The 18,622-nt window shown below is 69.2% G+C and carries 20 protein-coding genes; 16 read left to right on the forward strand and 4 right to left on the reverse strand.

What is annotated here, in order from left to right; translation table 11 throughout:
- The first annotated feature begins 194 nt into the window (after nt 1–194).
- Nucleotides 195–1,340 carry a GNAT family N-acetyltransferase gene (locus tag GO606_RS16165; RefSeq protein ID WP_169117743.1) on the forward strand — a complete coding sequence of 382 codons (1,146 nt, stop codon included), beginning with the start codon at nt 195–197 and terminating at the stop codon, nt 1,338–1,340.
- Between the two features lie 52 nt (nt 1,341–1,392).
- Here GO606_RS16165 and ppa read toward each other — a convergent pair whose 3' ends face one another.
- Nucleotides 1,393–1,920 carry an inorganic diphosphatase gene (gene ppa / locus GO606_RS16170; RefSeq protein ID WP_169117744.1) on the reverse strand — a complete coding sequence of 176 codons (528 nt, stop codon included), beginning with the start codon at nt 1,918–1,920 and terminating at the stop codon, nt 1,393–1,395.
- Nucleotides 1,921–2,239: 319 nt separating this feature from the next.
- On the opposite strand from ppa, the gene GO606_RS16175 reads away from it, so the two are divergent.
- From GO606_RS16175 to fabG, 15 genes are all read left to right on the forward strand, one after another.
- On the forward strand, nt 2,240–3,517 hold the full coding sequence (locus GO606_RS16175; protein WP_169117745.1) for an HD-GYP domain-containing protein: 1,278 nt from the start codon (nt 2,240–2,242) through the stop codon (nt 3,515–3,517).
- A gap of 90 nt (nt 3,518–3,607) precedes the next feature.
- Entirely contained in the window at nt 3,608–4,468 is an 861-nt protein-coding gene (locus GO606_RS16180; RefSeq protein WP_169117746.1) for an HDOD domain-containing protein, read from the forward strand.
- 73 nt (nt 4,469–4,541) lie between these two features.
- Nucleotides 4,542–4,838, forward strand: a complete 297-nt coding sequence (locus GO606_RS16185; protein ID WP_169117747.1) for a phosphopantetheine-binding protein — start codon at nt 4,542–4,544, stop codon at nt 4,836–4,838.
- Nucleotides 4,835–5,527: a COG4648 family protein gene (locus GO606_RS16190; RefSeq protein WP_169117748.1), complete on the forward strand. Its 693-nt coding sequence runs from the start codon at nt 4,835–4,837 to the stop codon at nt 5,525–5,527. The genes GO606_RS16185 and GO606_RS16190 overlap by 4 nt, the downstream gene beginning before the upstream one ends.
- Nucleotides 5,524–6,870 carry an AMP-binding protein gene (locus tag GO606_RS16195; RefSeq protein WP_169117749.1) on the forward strand — a complete coding sequence of 449 codons (1,347 nt, stop codon included), beginning with the start codon at nt 5,524–5,526 and terminating at the stop codon, nt 6,868–6,870. The genes GO606_RS16190 and GO606_RS16195 overlap by 4 nt, the downstream gene beginning before the upstream one ends.
- The gene (locus tag GO606_RS16200) at nt 6,867–7,169 is read left to right on the forward strand and encodes a 3-hydroxyacyl-ACP dehydratase FabZ family protein (RefSeq protein ID WP_169117750.1); all 303 of its coding nucleotides are present in this window, start codon (nt 6,867–6,869) and stop codon (nt 7,167–7,169) included. Before GO606_RS16195 ends, GO606_RS16200 begins: the two co-directional genes overlap by 4 nt.
- Entirely contained in the window at nt 7,166–8,137 is a 972-nt protein-coding gene (locus GO606_RS16205; RefSeq protein WP_343316321.1) for a lysophospholipid acyltransferase family protein, read from the forward strand. Before GO606_RS16200 ends, GO606_RS16205 begins: the two co-directional genes overlap by 4 nt.
- A 16-nt stretch (nt 8,138–8,153) precedes the next feature.
- The gene (locus GO606_RS16210) at nt 8,154–8,741 is read left to right on the forward strand and encodes a LolA family protein (RefSeq protein ID WP_169117751.1); all 588 of its coding nucleotides are present in this window, start codon (nt 8,154–8,156) and stop codon (nt 8,739–8,741) included.
- Nucleotides 8,738–11,095, forward strand: coding sequence for an MMPL family transporter (locus tag GO606_RS16215; RefSeq protein WP_169117752.1), 2,358 nt, complete (start codon nt 8,738–8,740; stop codon nt 11,093–11,095). The genes GO606_RS16210 and GO606_RS16215 overlap by 4 nt, the downstream gene beginning before the upstream one ends.
- Complete coding sequence (locus GO606_RS16220; RefSeq protein ID WP_169117753.1) at nt 11,095–11,895, forward strand: polysaccharide deacetylase family protein; 801 nt, start codon at nt 11,095–11,097, stop codon at nt 11,893–11,895. The genes GO606_RS16215 and GO606_RS16220 overlap by 1 nt, the downstream gene beginning before the upstream one ends.
- Nucleotides 11,892–12,623 carry a class I SAM-dependent methyltransferase gene (locus tag GO606_RS16225; RefSeq protein WP_169117754.1) on the forward strand — a complete coding sequence of 244 codons (732 nt, stop codon included), beginning with the start codon at nt 11,892–11,894 and terminating at the stop codon, nt 12,621–12,623. The genes GO606_RS16220 and GO606_RS16225 overlap by 4 nt, the downstream gene beginning before the upstream one ends.
- Nucleotides 12,624–12,695: 72 nt before the next feature.
- Complete coding sequence (locus GO606_RS16230) at nt 12,696–13,883, forward strand: beta-ketoacyl-[acyl-carrier-protein] synthase family protein (protein ID WP_169117755.1); 1,188 nt, start codon at nt 12,696–12,698, stop codon at nt 13,881–13,883.
- The gene (locus GO606_RS16235) at nt 13,880–14,689 is read left to right on the forward strand and encodes a beta-ketoacyl synthase chain length factor (RefSeq protein WP_169117756.1); all 810 of its coding nucleotides are present in this window, start codon (nt 13,880–13,882) and stop codon (nt 14,687–14,689) included. Before GO606_RS16230 ends, GO606_RS16235 begins: the two co-directional genes overlap by 4 nt.
- Nucleotides 14,686–15,165, forward strand: a complete 480-nt coding sequence (locus GO606_RS16240; RefSeq protein ID WP_169117757.1) for a hotdog family protein — start codon at nt 14,686–14,688, stop codon at nt 15,163–15,165. Before GO606_RS16235 ends, GO606_RS16240 begins: the two co-directional genes overlap by 4 nt.
- Nucleotides 15,162–15,881, forward strand: coding sequence for a 3-oxoacyl-ACP reductase FabG (gene fabG, locus GO606_RS16245; protein WP_169117758.1), 720 nt, complete (start codon nt 15,162–15,164; stop codon nt 15,879–15,881). The genes GO606_RS16240 and fabG overlap by 4 nt, the downstream gene beginning before the upstream one ends.
- On the opposite strand, the gene GO606_RS16250 is transcribed toward fabG, so the two are convergent.
- The 3 genes from GO606_RS16250 to GO606_RS16260 are packed head-to-tail and all read right to left on the reverse strand — an operon-like array spanning nt 15,878 to nt 18,345.
- Nucleotides 15,878–16,741 (reverse strand): glycosyltransferase family 2 protein, encoded by an 864-nt coding sequence (locus GO606_RS16250; protein WP_246979671.1) that lies wholly within the window; start codon nt 16,739–16,741, stop codon nt 15,878–15,880. The two genes, fabG and GO606_RS16250, sit on opposite strands and share 4 nt — an antisense overlap.
- Nucleotides 16,659–17,489 carry a lysophospholipid acyltransferase family protein gene (locus tag GO606_RS16255; RefSeq protein ID WP_169117759.1) on the reverse strand — a complete coding sequence of 277 codons (831 nt, stop codon included), beginning with the start codon at nt 17,487–17,489 and terminating at the stop codon, nt 16,659–16,661. Before GO606_RS16255 ends, GO606_RS16250 begins: the two co-directional genes overlap by 83 nt.
- The gene (locus GO606_RS16260) at nt 17,482–18,345 is read right to left on the reverse strand and encodes a MipA/OmpV family protein (protein WP_169117760.1); all 864 of its coding nucleotides are present in this window, start codon (nt 18,343–18,345) and stop codon (nt 17,482–17,484) included. Before GO606_RS16260 ends, GO606_RS16255 begins: the two co-directional genes overlap by 8 nt.
- Between the last annotated feature and the right edge of the window lie 277 nt (nt 18,346–18,622).

Raw genomic sequence — 18,622 nt, forward strand, 5'->3', positions numbered from 1 at the left:
CCATTTTTCACCCACAGGGTGCGTGGGGAAAGCTGTGGATAAGCCGTGAGCAAGCGTTCCAAGTTCCCTGTCCGCAAGGAAAATACGAGTTTGCGCAATAATCGGGCAGCTGTGCGAACACAGCCGGCGCGCGACAAACGAATCGCGCTGGCCACGGTCCCACCGATCGCTTCGACCACCACCGGGCTGCCAACTTGCCGACATACCGCTTTCGCCGCTTCGATGATGTGAATGGCATTGATGCCGCCGCCTGGGACGCACTCACCGACGGACAGGCCTGCCTGTCGCACGCTTTCCTCGCCGCGCTCGAGGCGACCGGCTGCGTCGGGGCGGGCAGCGGCTGGCTCCCGCGCCATGCGACGCTGTGGGAAGGGCCGCAGTTGGTCGCGGCGATGCCCTTGTACGAGAAGCACCACTCGTACGGCGAATACGTCTTCGACTGGGCGTGGGCCGAAGCCTATGCGCGCCACGGCCTCGCCTACTACCCCAAGTGGCTCGCGGCGGTGCCGTTCACGCCGGTGCCCGGCATGCGCCTGCTCGGACGCGACATCACAAGCCGGAAAGCGCTGCTGCAGGCAACGCTGGCGTTGGCCGAGAAAAGCGGCCTGTCGTCGCTGCACGTGCTTTTCCCCACCGAAACCGAGGCCGGATGGATGCGGGAAGCCGGCCTGCTGATCCGCCAGGGCGTGCAGTTCCACTGGTTCAATGCCGGTTACCGGGATTTCGACGGCTTCCTCGCCAGCCTGAACCACGAAAAGCGCAAGAAAATCCGCCAGGACAGGCGCCACGCGGCCGCCCACGCGCTGACGTTCCGCTGGCTCGACGGCACGACCGCGAACGCTGCCGACTGGGCTTTCTTCCATCGCTGCTACGCCGCGACCTACGCGCTGCACCGCTCGACGCCCTATCTCGGCGCCCGGTTCTTCACGCAGCTGGCGTCACGCGCGCCGCACAGCGTGCGCCTGCTGCTCGCCGAACGCCAGGACGAGCCGGTAGCGAGCGCCTTTTTCCTGTGCGACGGCGAGGCGCTCTACGGCCGCTACTGGGGTGCGACCGAACATCTGCCGTTCCTGCATTTCGAGCTGTGCTATTACCGGGCGATCGACTACTGCATCGACCATCGCCTGAGCCGCTTCGAGGGCGGCGCACAGGGCGAGCACAAGCTCGCGCGCGGGTTGCAGCCGGTCGTCACGCGCTCCGCACACTGGATTCGCGAACCGCGCTGGCGCGACGCGGTGGACCGCTTTCTCGCGCAGGAAACGGCGGGCATCGACTTCTACCTCGACGAACTCACCGAACGCTCGCCGTTTCGCGCGCTGCAAGGGACAGCGCCGGAATGAGAACGGCCCGCGCTCGGCGGGCCGTTTTCGGACAAGACTGCTTGCAGTTTACTTATTTCGCGGCGTTCTTCAGGCCGTCGAGGATTTCCTGCTTCGCGTCTTCCACGGTGCCCCAGCCGAGCACCTTGACCCACTTGCCCGGCTCGAGATCCTTGTAATGCTCGAAGAAATGCACCGTCTGCTTCATCAGCAGCTCGGGCAGGTCGTCAGTGGTCTGGACCTTGTCGTACAGCGGCGTGAGCTTCGACACCGGCACTGCGACGACTTTCGCGTCCTGGCCGGACTCGTCTTCCATCTTCAGCACGCCGACCGGACGGCAGCGGATCACGACCCCCGGCATCAGGGGGAACGGGGTCACCACCAGCACATCGACCGGATCGCCGTCGCCCGCGACGGTATGCGGCACGTAGCCGTAGTTGATCGGGTAGCGCATCGACGTGCCCATGAAGCGATCGACGAACACCGCGCCGCTGTCCTTATCCACTTCGAACTTGATCGGCTCGCCCTGCGCCGAAATCTCGATGATGACGTTGATGTCGTTCGGCACGTCCTTGCCGGCCTTCACGAGGTCGAAACCCATAATTCCCTCTCCCATGGAAAATGTGGCGCGGATTATAAGGGGAAACGCGTCCCCCGTCGCTGCTCGCAACGCTCGCCGAAGCACGCTCCCGGCTTCGCGCCCGTCGCTCGGGGCGCGGTGTTGTGACCGGGCCGGACCGGCGTCCGCCGCGACATTGTCATGTGACGAACAACACGGCCGAGGCTGCCGTGAAATGATAGCATTACGCCCAGCTGGCATCTCCGGCACCCTTGCAACCGGCATTCAGGACCGATGAACAGTGCGCAGCGCACGGCGGGTGCCACAGCCATGATCCAGGAAGAATTTCCAGCGGCACACCATGCTATTCAACTCGGTCAATCAGCACTGCCTGCACAACATCGTCCAACTCGCCCAAACCCACACTGTCGAGGCCGCCGAGGACATCTTCGACGAACGCGGCATCAAGCTGTGGGCCAAGGGCAGGGCGGTGTCGGCCGACCTGCAGGAAAAGCTGCTGCGCCGCAAGCTGGCCAAGCCGCTCGAAGCGACGCTTGCCGTCGAAGGAGCGGTCGCCTTTTCGAATGTCGTCGAAGCCTGTCGCGCGCAGGCCGAGGAGAATCCGCTGTTCGCACGCCTCGCCAGTCGCGACGCGCTGGCGCTTCTCGGCGAACTCAGGACGATACCGCTGCCGCTGCCGCTGCGCCTGCTGCTGACAACCGCCCACGCCAGCGGCAACCGCAGCTTCAGGCACGCCCTGGCGACGATACTGGTGTGCGCCTGCATCGCGACCCGGCTCAACGCCAGCGAGCATGATGCGCAGACGCTGCTGACTGCTGCGTTGCTGCATGACCTCGGCGAGTTGTACATCCATCCCGACTACCTGAGCGGGAGCCACCAATTGCGGCCCCACGAGTGGAAGCACGTCGCCAGCCACCCCCGAATCGGACAGTTGCTGATCCAGGAGCTGACCACGCTCCCGGCAGCGATCGGGCTGTGCGTCGCTCACCACCACGAACGGCTCGACGGCAGCGGCTATCCGAACCAGCTCGAGCGCAGCAAGCTTCACCGCCTCGGCAGCTGGCTCGCAGTCGCCGAAACGGCCGGCGCGATCCTCTCCAGCGGCCACCCTGGCGCACCGTTGCGCGCTGCGCTCGCGCTACGCCTCGTGCCGGAAGAGTTCGACCGCGATGCCGTCGCCGCCGTCACCCAGGCGCTGCGCAAGGACGGTGACAGCTTCGGCGAGGACGACTGCCAAGTTTGGCCCGACACTCACGCGACCCAAGCCCGGCTCGATGGCGCGATCGCCCACGCGGAAGACCTGCACGCGTCCCTCGACCCCCCGTTCGCGCGCCAGATCGTCGCAATGGCCCTGCAGCAACTGCACAATCTCGAAAAGTCGCTGCGCGCCACCGGCGCGGCCGAAGCCACTTCGCTCGGCGAAGAACTCGACCAGCAGCTGGTCGCGGAAAGCGGCCAGGTCGCCCGGGAAATCGACTGGCGCATGCGCAGCCTCGCACGCAATCTCTATTTGCGGGCCGAGGCCCATGCGGACGGGGCAAACCTTGCGCTGATGGCGCCGCTTATCGAGGCGCTGGATGACGCTCAGCCGGAGGAAGCTGTCGCCGCGTCTGCCTGATCGCCCGGCTGTGTCACGCTTTCGATCACACTTACCGGGCCTCTCCCGGGCGCGCTAAACTCTTCGCGCAAGCCTCCAGCAGGAATGGACATGGACGAATTTGAAGCTCAGATGCAGGCGTTTCGCAAACGGATCGAAGGGGAACTCGAAGAGGACGGCATCAGCTTCCCGACCTCGCTCGACGTCTCGCTGCGCATCAAGCTGCTCGCCGACAACCCCGAATCGACGCTCGACGAGATCACGACCGTGGTCAAGGCGGAACCAGTGCTGAGCGCGAAGGCGGTGCGGATGGCCAACGCCGTCGCGCTCAACCCTTACGGCAAGCAGGCGACGAACGTCTCCGAGGCGGTCGGGCGCATCGGCCTGTCCGCGCTGCGCTGCCTCGCTTTCGCCGTCGCCGCGGAACAACTCGTGCAGGACCACCGCTCGCGCAACCTTCGCCTGATCGCTTCCGGGCTGTGGATGCATTCGCTCGACGTCGCGGCGTGGGCCTACGCGATCGCTCGGCACCTGAAGGTGGTCAATCCCGATACGGCGATGTTCAGCGGCATGATGACCGACATCGGCCAGTTCTTCCTCGTCGCCCGCGCTGCGGATTATCCGGCGCTAGAGAGCGGCATCGACCGCTTCGCGGAGTTCGCCGCGACGTGGAGCGAGCCGGTCGGCCGCGCGGTGCTGGAGGCCTTCGAACTGCCCGACACGATCCTCGACGCTTTCCCCTACGAAGACCCCTACGGCGGTTCATGGCCACCGGCCGACCTGGCCGACGTCCTGTTCATCGCGTCGCTGGCCGCCGAGACGCCGAACCCGTTCGATACGCTGCTGGGCATCCGCCGCCGGCCGGCCTTGCTCGACACCTCGACGTCGGGCATCGAGAAAATCAAACTGGCGGAGCTGCTCGATACCGCCCGGGCGCAGCGCCAGCACATCCTCAACGCCGTGTGCGGCTGAGCGGCGAGCGGCAGTTTTCGATAGAATCCCGCGGTTTGCTTTCCCGATCGCCCACCCAATCATCGCGCCACTCATGAAAGAAATCGCTCCTGCCTCGCCCGCTCCGGACAACCTCGACGCGCTCCGGCTCGAGGTCGCCGGGATCATCGTCGAAGCGCTCAACCTGGAGCAGGCGCCGGAATCGATCCCTCCCGACGACTCCCTGTTCGGCGAAGGCCTCGGGCTCGATTCGATCGACATCCTCGAAGTGGCGCTCGTGGTGTCGAAACGCTACGGCTTCCAGCTGCGCGCCGATGACGACGACAACGTCAAGATCTTCCGTTCACTGCGCAGCCTGACCGAATACATCGCCAGCCACCGCACGCAATGAAGCTCGACTTCGAGCGCGGCACGCATCGCGTCGCACTGGTCGGCATCGTCGTCGCCTGGGCGGTGGCGGCCCATTACACGACCGCGCTGGTTGAGGCGTCGTCATGGGGAGCCCTGCTCGGCATCGCGCCGTTCGCAGTCGTCGCCGCGACGTTCGCGTGGCATTCGGCGTTCCGCACCACCCTGCTCGCGCTGCTGGCCTTCGCCGCACTCGGGCTCGCGCTGCTGTGGCCAACCCTCGCACGCAACGTCGGCTGGATGTATTTCATCCAGCACGTCGGCACCAACGCCCTGCTCGGCATCGCGTTCGGCCGCACCCTGGTCGGGGGCCGCGAGCCGATGTGCACCCGCGTCGCGGCGCTCATCCACGGCGCACCCGGTCCCGCGCTCGCCCGCTACACGCGCCGCGTGACGATTGCCTGGACGCTGTTCTTCGGCCTGGTGACGGCGACGTCGGTGGTCCTGTTCGCGTTCGGACCGCTCGACCTGTGGTCCGCTTTCGCGAACCTGCTGACCTTTCCGCTCGTCGCGCTGATGTTCGCCGTCGAGTACGCAGTGCGCCTGCGGGTCCTGCCGCCCGAAGACCGCAGCAGCATCCTCGACGCGGTGCGCGCCTACTGGCAGCCGCCGGCAAGCGCTGCGCTCGCGGGATCGAGCGGAAAACCGCCGGCGCGCCCGGGCCACCAATGACCCGCGGCGTTCCGACCCTGCCGCTGCTGGGCCACGCGTGCCTTGACGCCGATCTTGCGTGGCGCGACGGCGAGCGCATCAGCGTCGCGCGCTTTCTCGGCGACGTGCACCGGCTGGCCGCGCTGCTGCCGGTGGGCGGGCATGTGCTCAACATCTGCGCCGACCGCTACCGCTTCACGGTCGGGCTCGCCGCGAGCCTGCTCACCGGCAAGATCAGCCTGCTGCCGTCGACGCACACACCGGAGACCGTGCGCCAGCTCGCGGCCTTCGCGCCTGATGCGTTCTGCCTCGCCGACGGCGTGTGCGACATCGACCTGCCGCAGTTCCATTACCCCGAACTCGCCGGCGCGGACCATGCCGGCCCGATTCCCGCCGTCGCCGCCGATCAGCTCGTCGCCTGCGTGTTCACGTCCGGCTCGACCGGCACCCCGGTGCCGCACCGCAAGACCTGGGGCGCCTTGGTGCGCAACGCCGCGGCCGAAGCGGAGCGTCTCGGACTGTCGCCCGCCGCGCCGCACGCGATCGTCGGCACGGTGCCGCCGCAGCACATGTACGGCTTCGAGTCGACGGTGCTGCTCGCGCTGCAGGGCGGCGGCGCGTTCTGGGCCGGACGTCCGTTCTACCCGGCCGACATCGCCGCCGCAGTCGATGCCGTGCCCCGTCCGCGCGTGCTCGTCTCGACGCCGTTTCACCTGCGCACGCTGCTCGCCGCCGGGGTACCGCTGCCCGTCACCGATCTCGTCGTGTCGGCGACCGCGCCGCTGTCGGGCAAGCTCGCCGCCGAAACCGAAGCGCGGCTGCGCGGCCCGCTGCTGGAAATCTACGGCTGCACCGAAACCGGCCAGACCGCGACGCGGCGCACCGCGCTGACGGCCGAATGGCAGCTTTTTCGCGACGTGCACCTCTGCATCGAGGACGGCCAGGCGTGGGCGTACGGCGGGCATGTCGAGCAGCGCACCGCGCTCGGCGACATCCTCGAACCGACCGCCGACGACCGCTTCCTGCTGCACGGGCGGTCGGCGGACCTCGTCAACATTGCCGGCAAACGCAGTTCGCTGGGCTACCTGAACCACCAGCTGAACGCGATTCCGGGCGTGCTCGACGGCAGCTTCGTGATGCCGGACGACGAGCAGATCGACGGCGCGACCCGGCTTGCGGCAGTCGTCGTCGCGCCGGGCCTCGACCGTGCGGCGCTGCTGCACGCCTTGCGCGAGCGCATCGACCCGCTGTTCCTGCCGCGTCCGCTGCTGTTCGCCGACCGGCTCCCGCGCAACGCGACCGGCAAGCTGCCGCGCGCGGCGCTCGACGAGTTGTGCCGCCGCTTGCGCAGCGACCCGGCATGACGTTCGAAACCGCGATCGTCGTCGCGCCGGACCATCCGGCGTTCGCCGGACACTTCCCCGGCCAGCCGATCCTGCCCGGCGTCGTGCTGCTCGGCTGGGCCACCGGCGCGCTCGGCACCGCACTGGGCCGGCCGATGCCGCCGTGCGAGATCGCCGCGGCAAAGTTCCTGCAGCCGGTCCGCCCCGGCACCGTGCTGCTGATCCGCCATGTACGCCAGCCCGGCGGCGCGTGGCACTTCGAGATCCTCGCCGGCGAAGCGACCGTCGCGTCGGGCACCTTGAAGGTGGCGGCGCCGTGACTCATACCCGAACCGCAGCCGCGCACCCCGGCGACTCGACGGCTCCGGCGGACGCCGCCGACACCGCCTGGACGCGCCGCCCCGAGCGCAGCAACCAGGCGACGTTGCGGCTGATGACGTGGATCTCGCTGCGCCTCGGGCGTCCGGCCGGACGGGCCGTGCTGTGGCTCATCGCCGGCTATTTCCTGCTCTTCGCCCCCGCTGCCCGGCGTGCGTCGCGGGCGTACCTCGCGCGCGTCCTGGGGCGCGCGCCGCGGCCGGCCGAATTGTTCCGGCATTTCCTCAGCTTCGCGGCCACGGTTCACGACCGCATCTATCTCCTTAACGAACGCTTCGACCTGTTCGACATCCGCGTGCAGGGCGTCGAACTGATCCGTGACATCGTCGCCTGCGGCGACGGCGTGTTCCTGATCGGCGCCCACATGGGGAGCTTCGAGGTGATCCGCGCGGTCGGGCGCCAGCAACCTGGAATCCGGGTCGCGATGGTGATGTACGAAGACAACGCGCAGAAGATCAATCGCACGCTCGCCGCGATCAATCCGGCGGCCGAGCAGGACATCATCCCGCTCGGCCGCCTCGACTCGATGCTGCAGGTGCGCGAACGGCTCGACGACGGCATGCTCGTCGGCATGCTCGCCGATCGCAGTGTCGGTCCGGACGCGGTCGAACAGGTGGATTTTCTCGGTGAACCGGCCAACTTTCCGGCCGGGCCGTGGCGCATCGCGGCGATGCTGAAACGTCCGGTGATCCTGATGGTCGGCCTCTACCGCGGCGGCAACCGCTACGACATCCACTTCGAACGGCTCGCCGATTTCACCGCCGTCACGCGCGAAACCCGCGGCGCGGCGCAGCGCGACGCGATCGTCCGCTACGCCGCGCGGCTCGAACATTACGCGCGGCAAGCGCCGTTCAACTGGTTCAACTTCTTCGATTTCTGGCAACCGGCGCGCAGCCGGGACGCCGACTGACGTCCCGGAGCCGCTGGTGCGACGAGCCGGACTGATCCCGCTGCTGTGTGCTGTCGCGCTCGCGATCACGGCGCCGCTCGCCGCCGCCGAAGCATGGAGCCTCGAACAGCTGATGCACGCGCTCGGCAAGCAGCGCTCCGGACAGGCGAGCTTCGTCGAACGCAAGTACCTCGCGATCCTCGACGCCCCGGTCGAATCGTCCGGCGAGCTGCACTTTCGCGCCCCCGACCGGCTGGAAAAGATTACGCTCGCACCGCGCCCCGAATCACTGCTGCTCGAAGGCAACACCCTGACGGTGGTGCGCGGCGAGCGCCGGCACGTCGTGCAGCTGTCGGACTATCGCGAGATCGCCGCGTTCATCGACAGCATCCGGGCGACCCTCGCGGGCGACCGCATCGCGCTCGAGCGGACCTACGCGCCGAGTCTCGCGGGCACGCCGCAGGATTGGACACTCACGCTGCTGCCGCGCGACGCGAAAATGGCCGAAGTCGTGCTGCGCATCACGATCAGCGGCAGCCATGCGCAATTGCGCGGCATCGAGATCCTGCAGGCCGACGGCGACCGCTCGGTGATGGAGATCGTCGCGGAGCGCGCCGCGCGATGACCCGACGCCTCCTGCCGGCGCTGCTGGCGTGGCTCGCGTTCGTCGGCGTATCCGTCGCGGTCGTCAGCCAGACGCGCTTCACGAGCGATCTGTCGGCCTTCCTGCCGGGCAGCCCGACCGCCGAGCAGCAGGTCCTCGTCGATCAGCTGCGCGACGGCATGGTGTCGCGCCTGCTGCTGATCGGCATCGAAGGCGGCGACGCGGCGACGCGTTCGGCGCTGTCGCGCGAACTCGCCCGGCTGCTGCGTGCCGACGCGGCGTTCGGCGTCGTCGCCAACGGCGAAGCGGTACACCGCGAACGCGACCAGGCGCTGCTGTTCGACAGCCGCTACCTGCTCAGTCCCGCCGTCACGCCGCAGCGCTTCAGCGTCGATGGCCTGCACGCCGCAATCGGCGAGTCGGTCGACCTGCTCGCCTCGCCGCTGGGCATGCTGACGAAATCACTGCTGCCGCGCGATCCGACCGGCGAGATGATGCAACTCCTCGAACGTCTCGACGGTGACGCCCGTCCCGCGTTGCGCGATGGCACGTGGGCGTCGCGCGACGGGCGGCGGGCGCTGCTGCTCGCGCAGACACGCGCCGCCGGTTCCGATCTCGACGCCCAACAGGAAGCGATCACGAAAGTGCGCGAAGCGTTCACGTCCGTCGCACAGGCGCAGCACGCCGACGGCGCGCGGCTGCTGCTTTCCGGTCCGGGCGTCTTCGCCGTCGCCTCGCGCGCGACGATCCAGGACGAGGTGTTGCGGCTGACGCTGGTGTCGATCACGCTGATCGTCACGCTGCTGCTGTTCATCTACCGTTCCGCGACCGCGCTGCTGCTCGGCCTGCTGCCGGTCGTCTCCGGGGCGCTCGCCGGAGTCGTCGCGGTGAGCCTCGGTTTCGGCGTCGTCCACGGCATCACGCTCGGCTTCGGCACGACGCTGATCGGCGAAGCGGTCGACTACGCGATCTACCTTTTCGTCCAGTCCGCGCCGGCCGGCGAGCGCACTGAAGCGGGGCGCCGGAACGGCATCGCGGCGTTCTGGCCGACGATCCAGCTCGGCGTGCTGACGTCGATCTGCGGCTTCGCGACGCTGCTGTTCTCCGGCTTCCCGGGGCTCGCGCAGCTCGGCCTGTATTCGGTCGCCGGCCTCGTCGCGGCGGTTGCAACGACGCGCTTCGTGCTGCCGCATCTCTTGCCCTCGGGCTTCGCGATCCGCGATGTCAGTCCGCTCGGGCTGCAGTTGCAGCACCTGCTGGCGAACGCCCGCCACCTGCGTTGGGGAATCATCGCGCTCGCGCTCGCCGCCGCGGCGGTGATTCACGTCAACCGCGATCGGGTGTGGAACCACGAGCTCGCCGCCCTGAGCCCGGTCCCGGCCGCAGACCAGGCCCTCGATCTCGCGCTGCGCAGCGACCTCGGCGCCCCGGACGTGCGCCATCTCGTCGTCGTCAGCGGTCACGACGCCGAAGCGGCGCTGCAGGCCGCGGAAGCCGTCAGCGCGCGCCTGCAGCGGCTGGTGAACGAAGGGGCGATCGGCGGGTTCGAGAGTCCTGCGCTGTATCTTCCGTCCCAGGCGACGCAGCTCGCACGCCGCGCGGGCCTCCCCGAACCCGCCGAACTGGCCCGCCGGCTCGAACTCGCAACGGCCGGCCTGCCGCTGCCGGCCGCGCGCCTCGCTCCGTTCGTCGCCGATGTCGCCGCCGCGCGCGAACGGGCGCCGCTGACGCGCGCCGATCTCGACGGAACGAGCTTCGCCCTCGCCGTCGATTCGCTGCTGATCCCGCAGCGGGACCACTGGATCGCGCTGCTGCCCTTGCGTGCGCCGACCGACGGCCCCTTTGCGCACGCGATTGACCCGGACCGGGTACGCGCCGCGCTCGATGAGGCGGCCGCCGCGCGCCCCCTGTTCATCGACCTGAAAGGCGAATCCGACCGCCTCTATTCCGGTTATCTCAACGAAGCGCTGCTCCTCGCGCTGGCCGGCGTCGCGGCGATCGTCGCGCTGCTCGGGCTCGTGCTGCGCTCGCCTGCCCGCGTGCTGCGCGTGCTCGCGCCGCTCGTCGCGGCAGGGCTGGTCGTCGTCGCCGGCCTCGTGCTGGCCGGCGTCACGCTGACGATCCTGCATCTGGTCGGGCTGCTGCTGATCATCGCGGTCGGCTCGAACTACGCGCTCTTCTTCGACGGCAGCGAAGGCGCAGCAGGGCCTGCACCGCGCACGCTCGCGTCGATGCTGTTCGCAAACCTGACCACCGTCGCCGGTTTCGGCGTGCTGGCGTTTTCGTCGGTGCCGGTGCTGCAGGCGATCGGCAGCACGGTCGGCCCCGGCGCGATCCTCGCCCTGCTGTTCGCGGCGATCCTGTCGCGCCCGTGATGCCCCGCCGCTACCGCCCGGCCCCGCTGATCAGGCTCTCCATCGCGCTGCATGGCGCGGCCGCCGGCGGCCTGCTGCTGCAGCCGGACGCCTGGCCGTGGGCCGCGGGCGCGCTCGCGGCGAACCACGCGCTGCTGACCGCTGCCGGCCTGCTGCCGCGCTGCTGCCTGCTCGGCCCGAACTGGACACGCCTGCCCCCGGCAGCCGCCGCGCGCGGCGAAATCGCGCTGACGATCGATGATGGTCCGGATCCGCACGTGACGCCGCGCGTGCTCGACCTGCTCGACCGGCACGGCGCACGGGCGAGCTTCTTCGTCATCGGGAGCCGCGTCGCACAGCACCCGGCACTCGCGCGCGAGATCGTCGCCCGCGGTCACGCGCTCGAAAACCACAGCGCACATCACCTGAAGAGCTTCTCGCTGCACGGCCCGCGCGGAGTCGAGCGCGAGATTCGGGCAGCGCAGCAGACGATCGCCGCATGCTGCGGCGACGTCCCGCGCTTCTTCCGCGCCCCGGCCGGGCTGCGCAATCCGTTCCTCGAACCGGTGCTGACCCGCCTCGACCTGCAGCTCGCGGCGTGGACGCGCCGCGCCTACGATACCCGCAATGGCGATGCGGGCAACGTCGGCGACCGGCTGCTCGACGGGCTCGCGGGCGGCGACATCCTGCTGCTGCACGACGGCAATGCCGCGCGCAGCCGGCACGGCACGCCGGTGATCCTCGACGTGCTGCCGCGCGTTCTCGCCGCCTGCAAGCTCGCCGGGCTGCGCGCGGTCACTTTGCGGGCGGCGGTCCGGTGAGCGATGCCGTGTTCCGCGCGCTGCTCGATACAGCGAGCGCCGCGTACCGCCCGGCAGGCCCGTTCGCGTACCACTTCGCGCGCGGCAAGCTCGGGGCGGACCCGCTGTTCCGCCTGCTGCTGCAGCGCGGCATGTTCCCCGCCGCAGCCCGTGTCGTCGATCTGGGTTGCGGCCAGGGGCTTCTCGCGTCGTGGCTGCTCGCCGCGCGGGGCCTCTACGAGTGCGGCCGGTGGGCGCGGGAGTGGCCGGCGCCGCCGAGGCTGGTGGGGCTGCGCGGCGTCGACCGCAATCCGCGCGATGTGGCGCGGGCGCGGCGCGCGCTCGCCGAGGATGCGGCGATCGTCGAGATTCGCCAAGGCGACATCGCGACGCTCGAGACAGCGGACTTCGGCCCGGTCGACGTCGTCACGATTCTCGACGTGCTGCACTATCTCGACTTCGCCGCCCAGGAACGCCTGCTGCGCAAGGTCCGCGACGCGCTGCCTGCCGGCGGGCGCCTTTTCACCCGCGTCGGCGACGCGGACGCCGGCCTGCCGCACCGCCTGTCCACCGCCGTCGACCTCGCCGTCGCGTTCGCCCGCGGGCACCGCCTGCCGCGGCTGTACTGCCGATCGTCGCGAAGCTGGACCGCGCTCCTCGAAGGGCTCGGCTTCTTGGTACACGGCGAGCCGATGGGCAGCGGCAAATCGTTCGCGAACGTGATGCTCGTGGCACAGGTGCCGTTTTGAAGCGGTCGCTGCGCTTCAGGCGCGTTGCCGCGATTTGCTAAACTAGCGCCTTTGCCCGTCGCCCGAGCCGCCGTGAACCCGCTGCTGATCTCCCGCTACACCGCCACCTCCTGCCTCGGCAGAGGCATCGGGCCGATGCGCGATGCGCTCGCCGTGGGCCGTTCGGGCCTGAAACCCTGCGACCTCGATGGCGTTGCGCTCGAGACCTGGATCGGCGAAGTCGCCGGCGCGGACGACGAGGCGCTACCGTCACACCTGCACAGTTTCAACTGCCGCAACAACCGGCTCGCGCAGATCGGTTTCAATCAGGACGGTTTCGCCGACGCGGTGCGGGACGCGATGGCGCGCCACGGCGCCGAGCGGATCGGCGTGTTTCTCGGCACCAGCACTGCCGGGATTCTCGAAACCGAGCTCGCCTACCAGCGCCGCGATCCGCTCACCGGCGCGCTGCCGGTCGATTTCAACTATGCCGGCTCGCACAACCCGTTTTCGGTCGCCGCATTCGTGCAGGCCGCATTCGGGCTCGCCGGGCCGGCGAACGTCGTGTCGTCGGCCTGTTCGTCGAGCGCAAAAGTATTCGCGTCGGCGCGGCGCATGATCGAGGCCGGACTGATCGACGCGGCGATCGTTGGCGGCGTCGATTCGCTGTGCCTCACGACGCTGTATGGCTTCGCTTCGCTGGAACTCACCTCGAGGCAGGCGTGCCGGCCATTCGACCTGGAGCGCGACGGCATCTCGATCGGCGAAGCGGCTGCGTTCGCGCTGCTCGAACGCGTCAGCGGGCCACTTGCCGACGATGCAATCCTGCTCCTCGGCGTCGGCGAATCGAGCGACGCCTATCACATGTCCTCACCACACCCCGAAGGCCTCGGCGCGCGGCGTGCCATGGCAGCGGCCCTCGTCGCCGCCGGGCTGGAACCGGGCGACATCGACTACATCAACCTGCACGGCACCGCGACGCCGAGCAACGACAGCGCGGAGAGCCGGGCCGTGCGCGCGCTGTTCGGCGCATCGACGCCATGCAGCTCGACGAAAGGCGCGACCGGCCACACGCTCGGCGCGGCCGGCGGCGTCGAGGCGGTGATCGCCGCGCTGGCACTGCGTGACGGCTTTCTCCCCGGCAGCCCCAACACGCGCGATCCGGAGCCGGACATGAACTACCTCCTCGCCAGCCGTCCGGCACCCGTCCGGCGCGTGCTCAGCAACTCGTTCGGGTTCGGCGGCACGAACTGCAGCCTCGTGCTCGGCCGCGTGCGATGACCGGCCCGGTCCGTTCCCTGCCCGGCGCGTGGATCAGCGGCATCGGCCTGCTCGGCCCCGGCCTGCGCGACTGGCCCGGCGGCGCCGCGATGCTCGCCGGCGAGGCGCCCTGGGTGCCGGCGAATACCGTGCTCAGCGCACCGCAACAGCTGCCCGCGGCCGAGCGCCGCCGTTCGGTGCGCGTCGTCAAGCTCGCGCTGACCGTCGGCCTCGAGGCCGTCGCCGCGGCCGGAGCCGACGCATCGGGTCTCGCAACGGTGTTCAGTTCGTCCGGCGGCGACGGCCACAACTGCCACCTGATCTGCGAAGCCCTCGCGTCCGACGACCGCCAGGTCTCGCCGACCCGTTTCCATAACTCGGTGCATAACGCCGCTGCCGGCTACTGGGGCATCGCGACCGGCGCGACGGCCCCCGCAGCGGTGCTGTGCGCGTTCGACGGCAGCTTCGCCGCGGGGCTGCTCGAAGCGCTGGTGCAGGTCAGCGTCGAGCGCGTGCCGAGCCTGCTGATCGCCTACGATGCCGACTACCCGGAACCGCTGCGCGCAGCGCGCCCGGTGCCCGATGCGTTCGGCACGGCGCTGCTGCTGACGCCGGAACCGGGCGCAACCAACTTTGGCCGCGTGCGTGCGGGGCTGACGACTGCAGCGGCCGACACCCTCGCCGATCCAGCGCTCGACGCCCTGCGTCGCGCGATTCCCGCCGCCCGCAGCCTGCCGCTGCTCGCCGCGATCGCGCGCGGCGAATCGGGGCGGATCGTGCTCGACTATCTCGACCACTCACGCGTCGCGGTCGACTTCACCGCATGACCCCGCACCCGACGACGCTGGACCGCGCCGCGATCGCGGCGCGCATTCCGCATCACGGCACGATGTGCCTGCTCGATGCCGTCGACGCGTGGGACAGCGAATCGATCCGCTGCCGCGCGACGAGCCATCGCGATCTGGCGAACCCGCTGCGCGAATTGTCGGGCCTGCCGGCGACCGCCGCGATCGAATATGCAGCACAGGCGATGGCGGTCCACGGCGCGCTGCTCGCGCCAGCCGACGGCACGCCGCGCGCCGGTTACCTCGCCAGCGTGCGCAGCGTCGACATCACTGTGGCGCACCTCGACGGCATTGCCGGCGAGCTCGAGGTCCGCGCGGAGCGGCTGACCGGCAACGACAGCCAGGTCTTGTACAGGTTCATCGTCTCCGCCTCGGGCACGACGCTGGTTTCCGGGCGCGCCGCGGTGATTCTCGATGCGGGCGCGCCCGGCGCCGGCCTTTCCCGGAGCCCCGCTTGAAACGCGCACTGGTCACCGGCGGCAGCGGCGGCATCGGCGCCGCGATCTGCCGCCGCCTCGCAGCCGACGGCTGCCACGTCTTCGTCCATGCCCACCGCAACCTCGACCAGGCGCATGCGCTCGTCGACGACATCCTCGCGGGCGGCGGCAGCGCGACGCCGGTCGGGTTCGATGTCACCGATGCCGCCGCGACATCGGCCGCGCTCGAGGCGTTGCTCGCCGAAGCGCCGATCCAGATCCTCGTGAACAATGCCGGCATCCACGACGACGCGGTGTTCCCAGGCATGCGAGCGGAACAGTGGCAGCGCGTCATCGACGTGTCGCTGAACGGGTTCTTCAATGTCACTCAGCCGTTGACGATGCCGATGATCCGCACCCGCTGGGGGCGCATCATCACGATCTCGTCGGTCGCGGCGATCACCGGCAACCGCGGGCAGACGAACTACGCCGCGGCAAAAGGGGCGCTGCATTCGGCGAGCCGCTCGCTATCGCAGGAACTCGCGAGCCGCGGCATTACCGTCAATGTCGTCGCGCCGGGAATCATCGACACACTGATGAGCGAAGGCACGTTCGACGCCGCCGCGATCGCCCGGCTGGTGCCGATGAAGCGCGCCGGCCGCCCGGCGGAAGTCGCCGACCTGGTCGGCTTTCTCGCGTCCGAACAGGCCGCGTACATCAGCGGCCAGGTGATTTCGATCAACGGCGGGATGATCTAAGTCTGACGGCCGGCCCGCTTGCCGCGGCCGGAAGCGTAGCGCCGCGCCGCGAGCAACGGCAGGCGCAGCAGGAAGCCGAAGAACAGCCGCGTGTGCATCCACGTCAGCAGCAGGTTGTCGCGCAGGTAGTTGAAATGCGATACGCCGCCCTCGTCGGGCGTGAAGTATCGCACCGGTGCCTGCAGGTTCACCGGCGGCACGCCGGCCCAGCTCATGCGCACGACCGCCTCCGGGTCGAAATCGAAACGCCGCATCCAGCGCTGCCCGCGCATCACGCGCGCGAGCGGCGCGATCGGATAGACGCGGAAGCCGAACAGCGAATCGCCGATCCCCGTCCACAGCGTTTCGAGGTTCGCCCACCAGTTCGACACCCGTCGGCCGCGCACGCGTAGCGCCGGAGCGCTGGCGTCGAACACCGGCATGCCGAGGATCATCGCCTCCGGCCGCGCCTGCGACGCCGCCATGAAGCTCGGGATCAGCTCGGCCGGGTGCTGGCCGTCCGAATCCATCGTCAGCACGTGCGTGAAGCCTTCGTGCGCGGCGAGTTCGATGCCGTGGAGCACCGCAGCGCCCTTGCCGAGGTTTTTCGGCAGCACGATGACCCGCAGCCCCGGGTCGTCGTCCGCCATCACCCGCAGAGCCTCGGTCGTGCCGTCGGTGCTGCCGTCGACGACGACCCACACCGGCAGCCATTCCCGGCGCGCTGCGCGCACGGTGTCGAAGACCTTGCTTCCCGGGTTGTAGCTCGGGATCAGCAGCAGGTGGGTCGAGGCGGATTCAGCCGCGCTCGGCGCTGCCTGCAGCGTCGTCGTGCCGTCGGGACGACGTTGCGGATGCCGGAAAGTCGGGAAGCGTTGCATGCTGGAGTTCCGCCGCAAAGTAGTGTTCGAGTTCCCGCATGAATTCCTGCACATCGCGTGCCGGCTCGAAGCGCCTGCCGAGCCGCACGCGGTAGGTAACCGGCATTTCAGGCCGGCGGAACAGCGGCCAGCCCTTGCACAGGTATGGCGACGCGGTTTCGATGAAGATCGTCTGCACCGGCACTTTCGCGCGGCGTGCGATCAGCCCGACACTGCTCATCAATGGGTTCACAGGCAGTCTAGTCGTGCGCGTTCCTTCCGGAAAGACCAGCAGGTGACTTCCGGCGGCCAAGTCTTCGGTCGCGCGCATGACCATGCGCAGCGGCGAATCGTTGCGGATGTAACGTGCAAGCCGTGCGCCTGCGCCGAGGAAAACGTTGTCCATCAGCCCCGCCTTCATGATGCACGCGACGTCGGGCAGGCGCGAGATCACCATCACGGCGTCGAGCAGGCACGGATGGTTCGGCGCGAGGATCAGCGGCTCCTGCCCGCGCAGCGCATCGAGTTCGCGCAAATCGAAGCGGCACGCGCCGATCAAGGTCAGGAAGCGCAGATAGCCGTGGAAGTTCCAGCTGATCATGCGCCGCCCGAGCTGCCGCCCGAGCGAGCCTGGCAGCAGCGGCTGCAGCGCCATTGCGAACGGCGTCCACAGCAGGCACACCGTCCCGAGGTAAAAGAGGCCGAGGTGCAGCAGCACGGTCTCGTGCACGACGCGCAGCCAGCTGCGCCGGATTGCGCGCTCACTCATCGGCCGGCACCCGCTGCGAGGATTCGCCGATCAGCCAGGTCACTGCGAACCCCGCGGCGAAGTAATTGCGGCTCGTCACGAGCGGGCTGTCGAGGAATACCGCACCGGCCAGGGTGTCGTAGCGGACGAAAGCACCGGCCCACCCGCCCGGAAACCGCTTCGACAGCGCCGCGAGGAACTGCGTGCCGGCATAGCCGCCTTGCGCGTCGTATACGGGTCGCGCGGCGGACGCATCGCGCACATCGACGCCATAGAAATAACGGTGCTGGCGGCGGTCGCCGAACACCGGGCCGGCGACGAGCCCGAGCGTCCAGCCGTCCATCCCGGCAGGGTCGCGCCAGTCGAGGTTGAGCTGCGGCGTGAACTGCCAGCCGGTTGACTCGGGATGGCTTTCGACCGTCAGCCCGACGCGCAGCGGCAACCGTACGCGCAGCTTCCGGCGCTCGTCGGCGCTCTGCCACAATCGCACGTCGAGCGAGGGACCGATCTCGACCGTCGGCTCGAGATCCTCCATGCCGGCGCGAACGTCCACGTCCTCGCTGCTGGCCGGGGGCGACGCGGCGAGACTCAGACTGAGCTCGACCCGCTCGGTGTCGAAGAACGTGCCGCGCAGGCCGCGACGGTCCGCTTTCAGGAATTCGCCGCGGTAGATCACATACGGCACGGGAAGCACGAACACCCGGTTCTCGTCCGAACCGCGATACGCCGGAAACTGCAGCACGCCGACTCCCGCGCCGAGTTCCCACAGCGGTTTTTCATCGTCTGCGGCGATGCACGCCGCCGCCGGCACGAGCATGCCGGCCAGGACGACTGCGCGCGCCCGCACCGGCAGGCGGCTTCGGCGGAGGCTGGTCATACAGCCCCGGCCAGAACGTACGCTCCCGAGTCCGGGCCACTTGCTGCCGTAATCGACCGGGCCGAAACCCGACCGAACTCCACACCTGCCATCATGTCTCCCGGATGAATCTTCATTTCGCTGATCGCGCGGAATTATACCGGCTGCCCTCCTCCGTTTCATCTTGCACCGCACCCGGTTCTGCATGACATAATCAAGGCGTTTGAGCACCTTCTGAACGAAGCCCGTCGCAGCCCGATCATCGACATGGCGTTCGTAACGATGTACAAGCGGCGCG

The organism is Aromatoleum anaerobium (genome assembly GCF_012910705.2).
GTDB classification, from domain to species: domain Bacteria; phylum Pseudomonadota; class Gammaproteobacteria; order Burkholderiales; family Rhodocyclaceae; genus Aromatoleum; species Aromatoleum anaerobium.

Excerpts from the sequence above, each read along its gene's own strand:
- GO606_RS16175 (WP_169117745.1), top strand. The coding sequence starts at position 2,240 with ATGCTATTCAACTCGGTCAATCAGCACTGCCTGCACAACATCGTCCAA.
- GO606_RS16235 (WP_169117756.1), top strand. The coding sequence starts at position 13,880 with ATGACCGGCCCGGTCCGTTCCCTGCCCGGCGCGTGGATCAGCGGCATC.
- GO606_RS16255 (WP_169117759.1), bottom strand. The coding sequence starts at position 17,489 with ATGAGTGAGCGCGCAATCCGGCGCAGCTGGCTGCGCGTCGTGCACGAG.
- GO606_RS16220 (WP_169117753.1), top strand. The coding sequence starts at position 11,095 with ATGCCCCGCCGCTACCGCCCGGCCCCGCTGATCAGGCTCTCCATCGCG.
- GO606_RS16195 (WP_169117749.1), top strand. The coding sequence starts at position 5,524 with ATGACCCGCGGCGTTCCGACCCTGCCGCTGCTGGGCCACGCGTGCCTT.
- GO606_RS16180 (WP_169117746.1), top strand. The coding sequence starts at position 3,608 with ATGGACGAATTTGAAGCTCAGATGCAGGCGTTTCGCAAACGGATCGAA.
- GO606_RS16240 (WP_169117757.1), top strand. The coding sequence starts at position 14,686 with ATGACCCCGCACCCGACGACGCTGGACCGCGCCGCGATCGCGGCGCGC.
- GO606_RS16185 (WP_169117747.1), top strand. The coding sequence starts at position 4,542 with ATGAAAGAAATCGCTCCTGCCTCGCCCGCTCCGGACAACCTCGACGCG.
- GO606_RS16215 (WP_169117752.1), top strand. The coding sequence starts at position 8,738 with ATGACCCGACGCCTCCTGCCGGCGCTGCTGGCGTGGCTCGCGTTCGTC.
- GO606_RS16190 (WP_169117748.1), top strand. The coding sequence starts at position 4,835 with ATGAAGCTCGACTTCGAGCGCGGCACGCATCGCGTCGCACTGGTCGGC.
- ppa (WP_169117744.1), bottom strand. The coding sequence starts at position 1,920 with ATGGGTTTCGACCTCGTGAAGGCCGGCAAGGACGTGCCGAACGACATC.
- GO606_RS16260 (WP_169117760.1), bottom strand. The coding sequence starts at position 18,345 with ATGACCAGCCTCCGCCGAAGCCGCCTGCCGGTGCGGGCGCGCGCAGTC.
- GO606_RS16200 (WP_169117750.1), top strand. The coding sequence starts at position 6,867 with ATGACGTTCGAAACCGCGATCGTCGTCGCGCCGGACCATCCGGCGTTC.
- GO606_RS16250 (WP_246979671.1), bottom strand. The coding sequence starts at position 16,741 with ATGCAACGCTTCCCGACTTTCCGGCATCCGCAACGTCGTCCCGACGGC.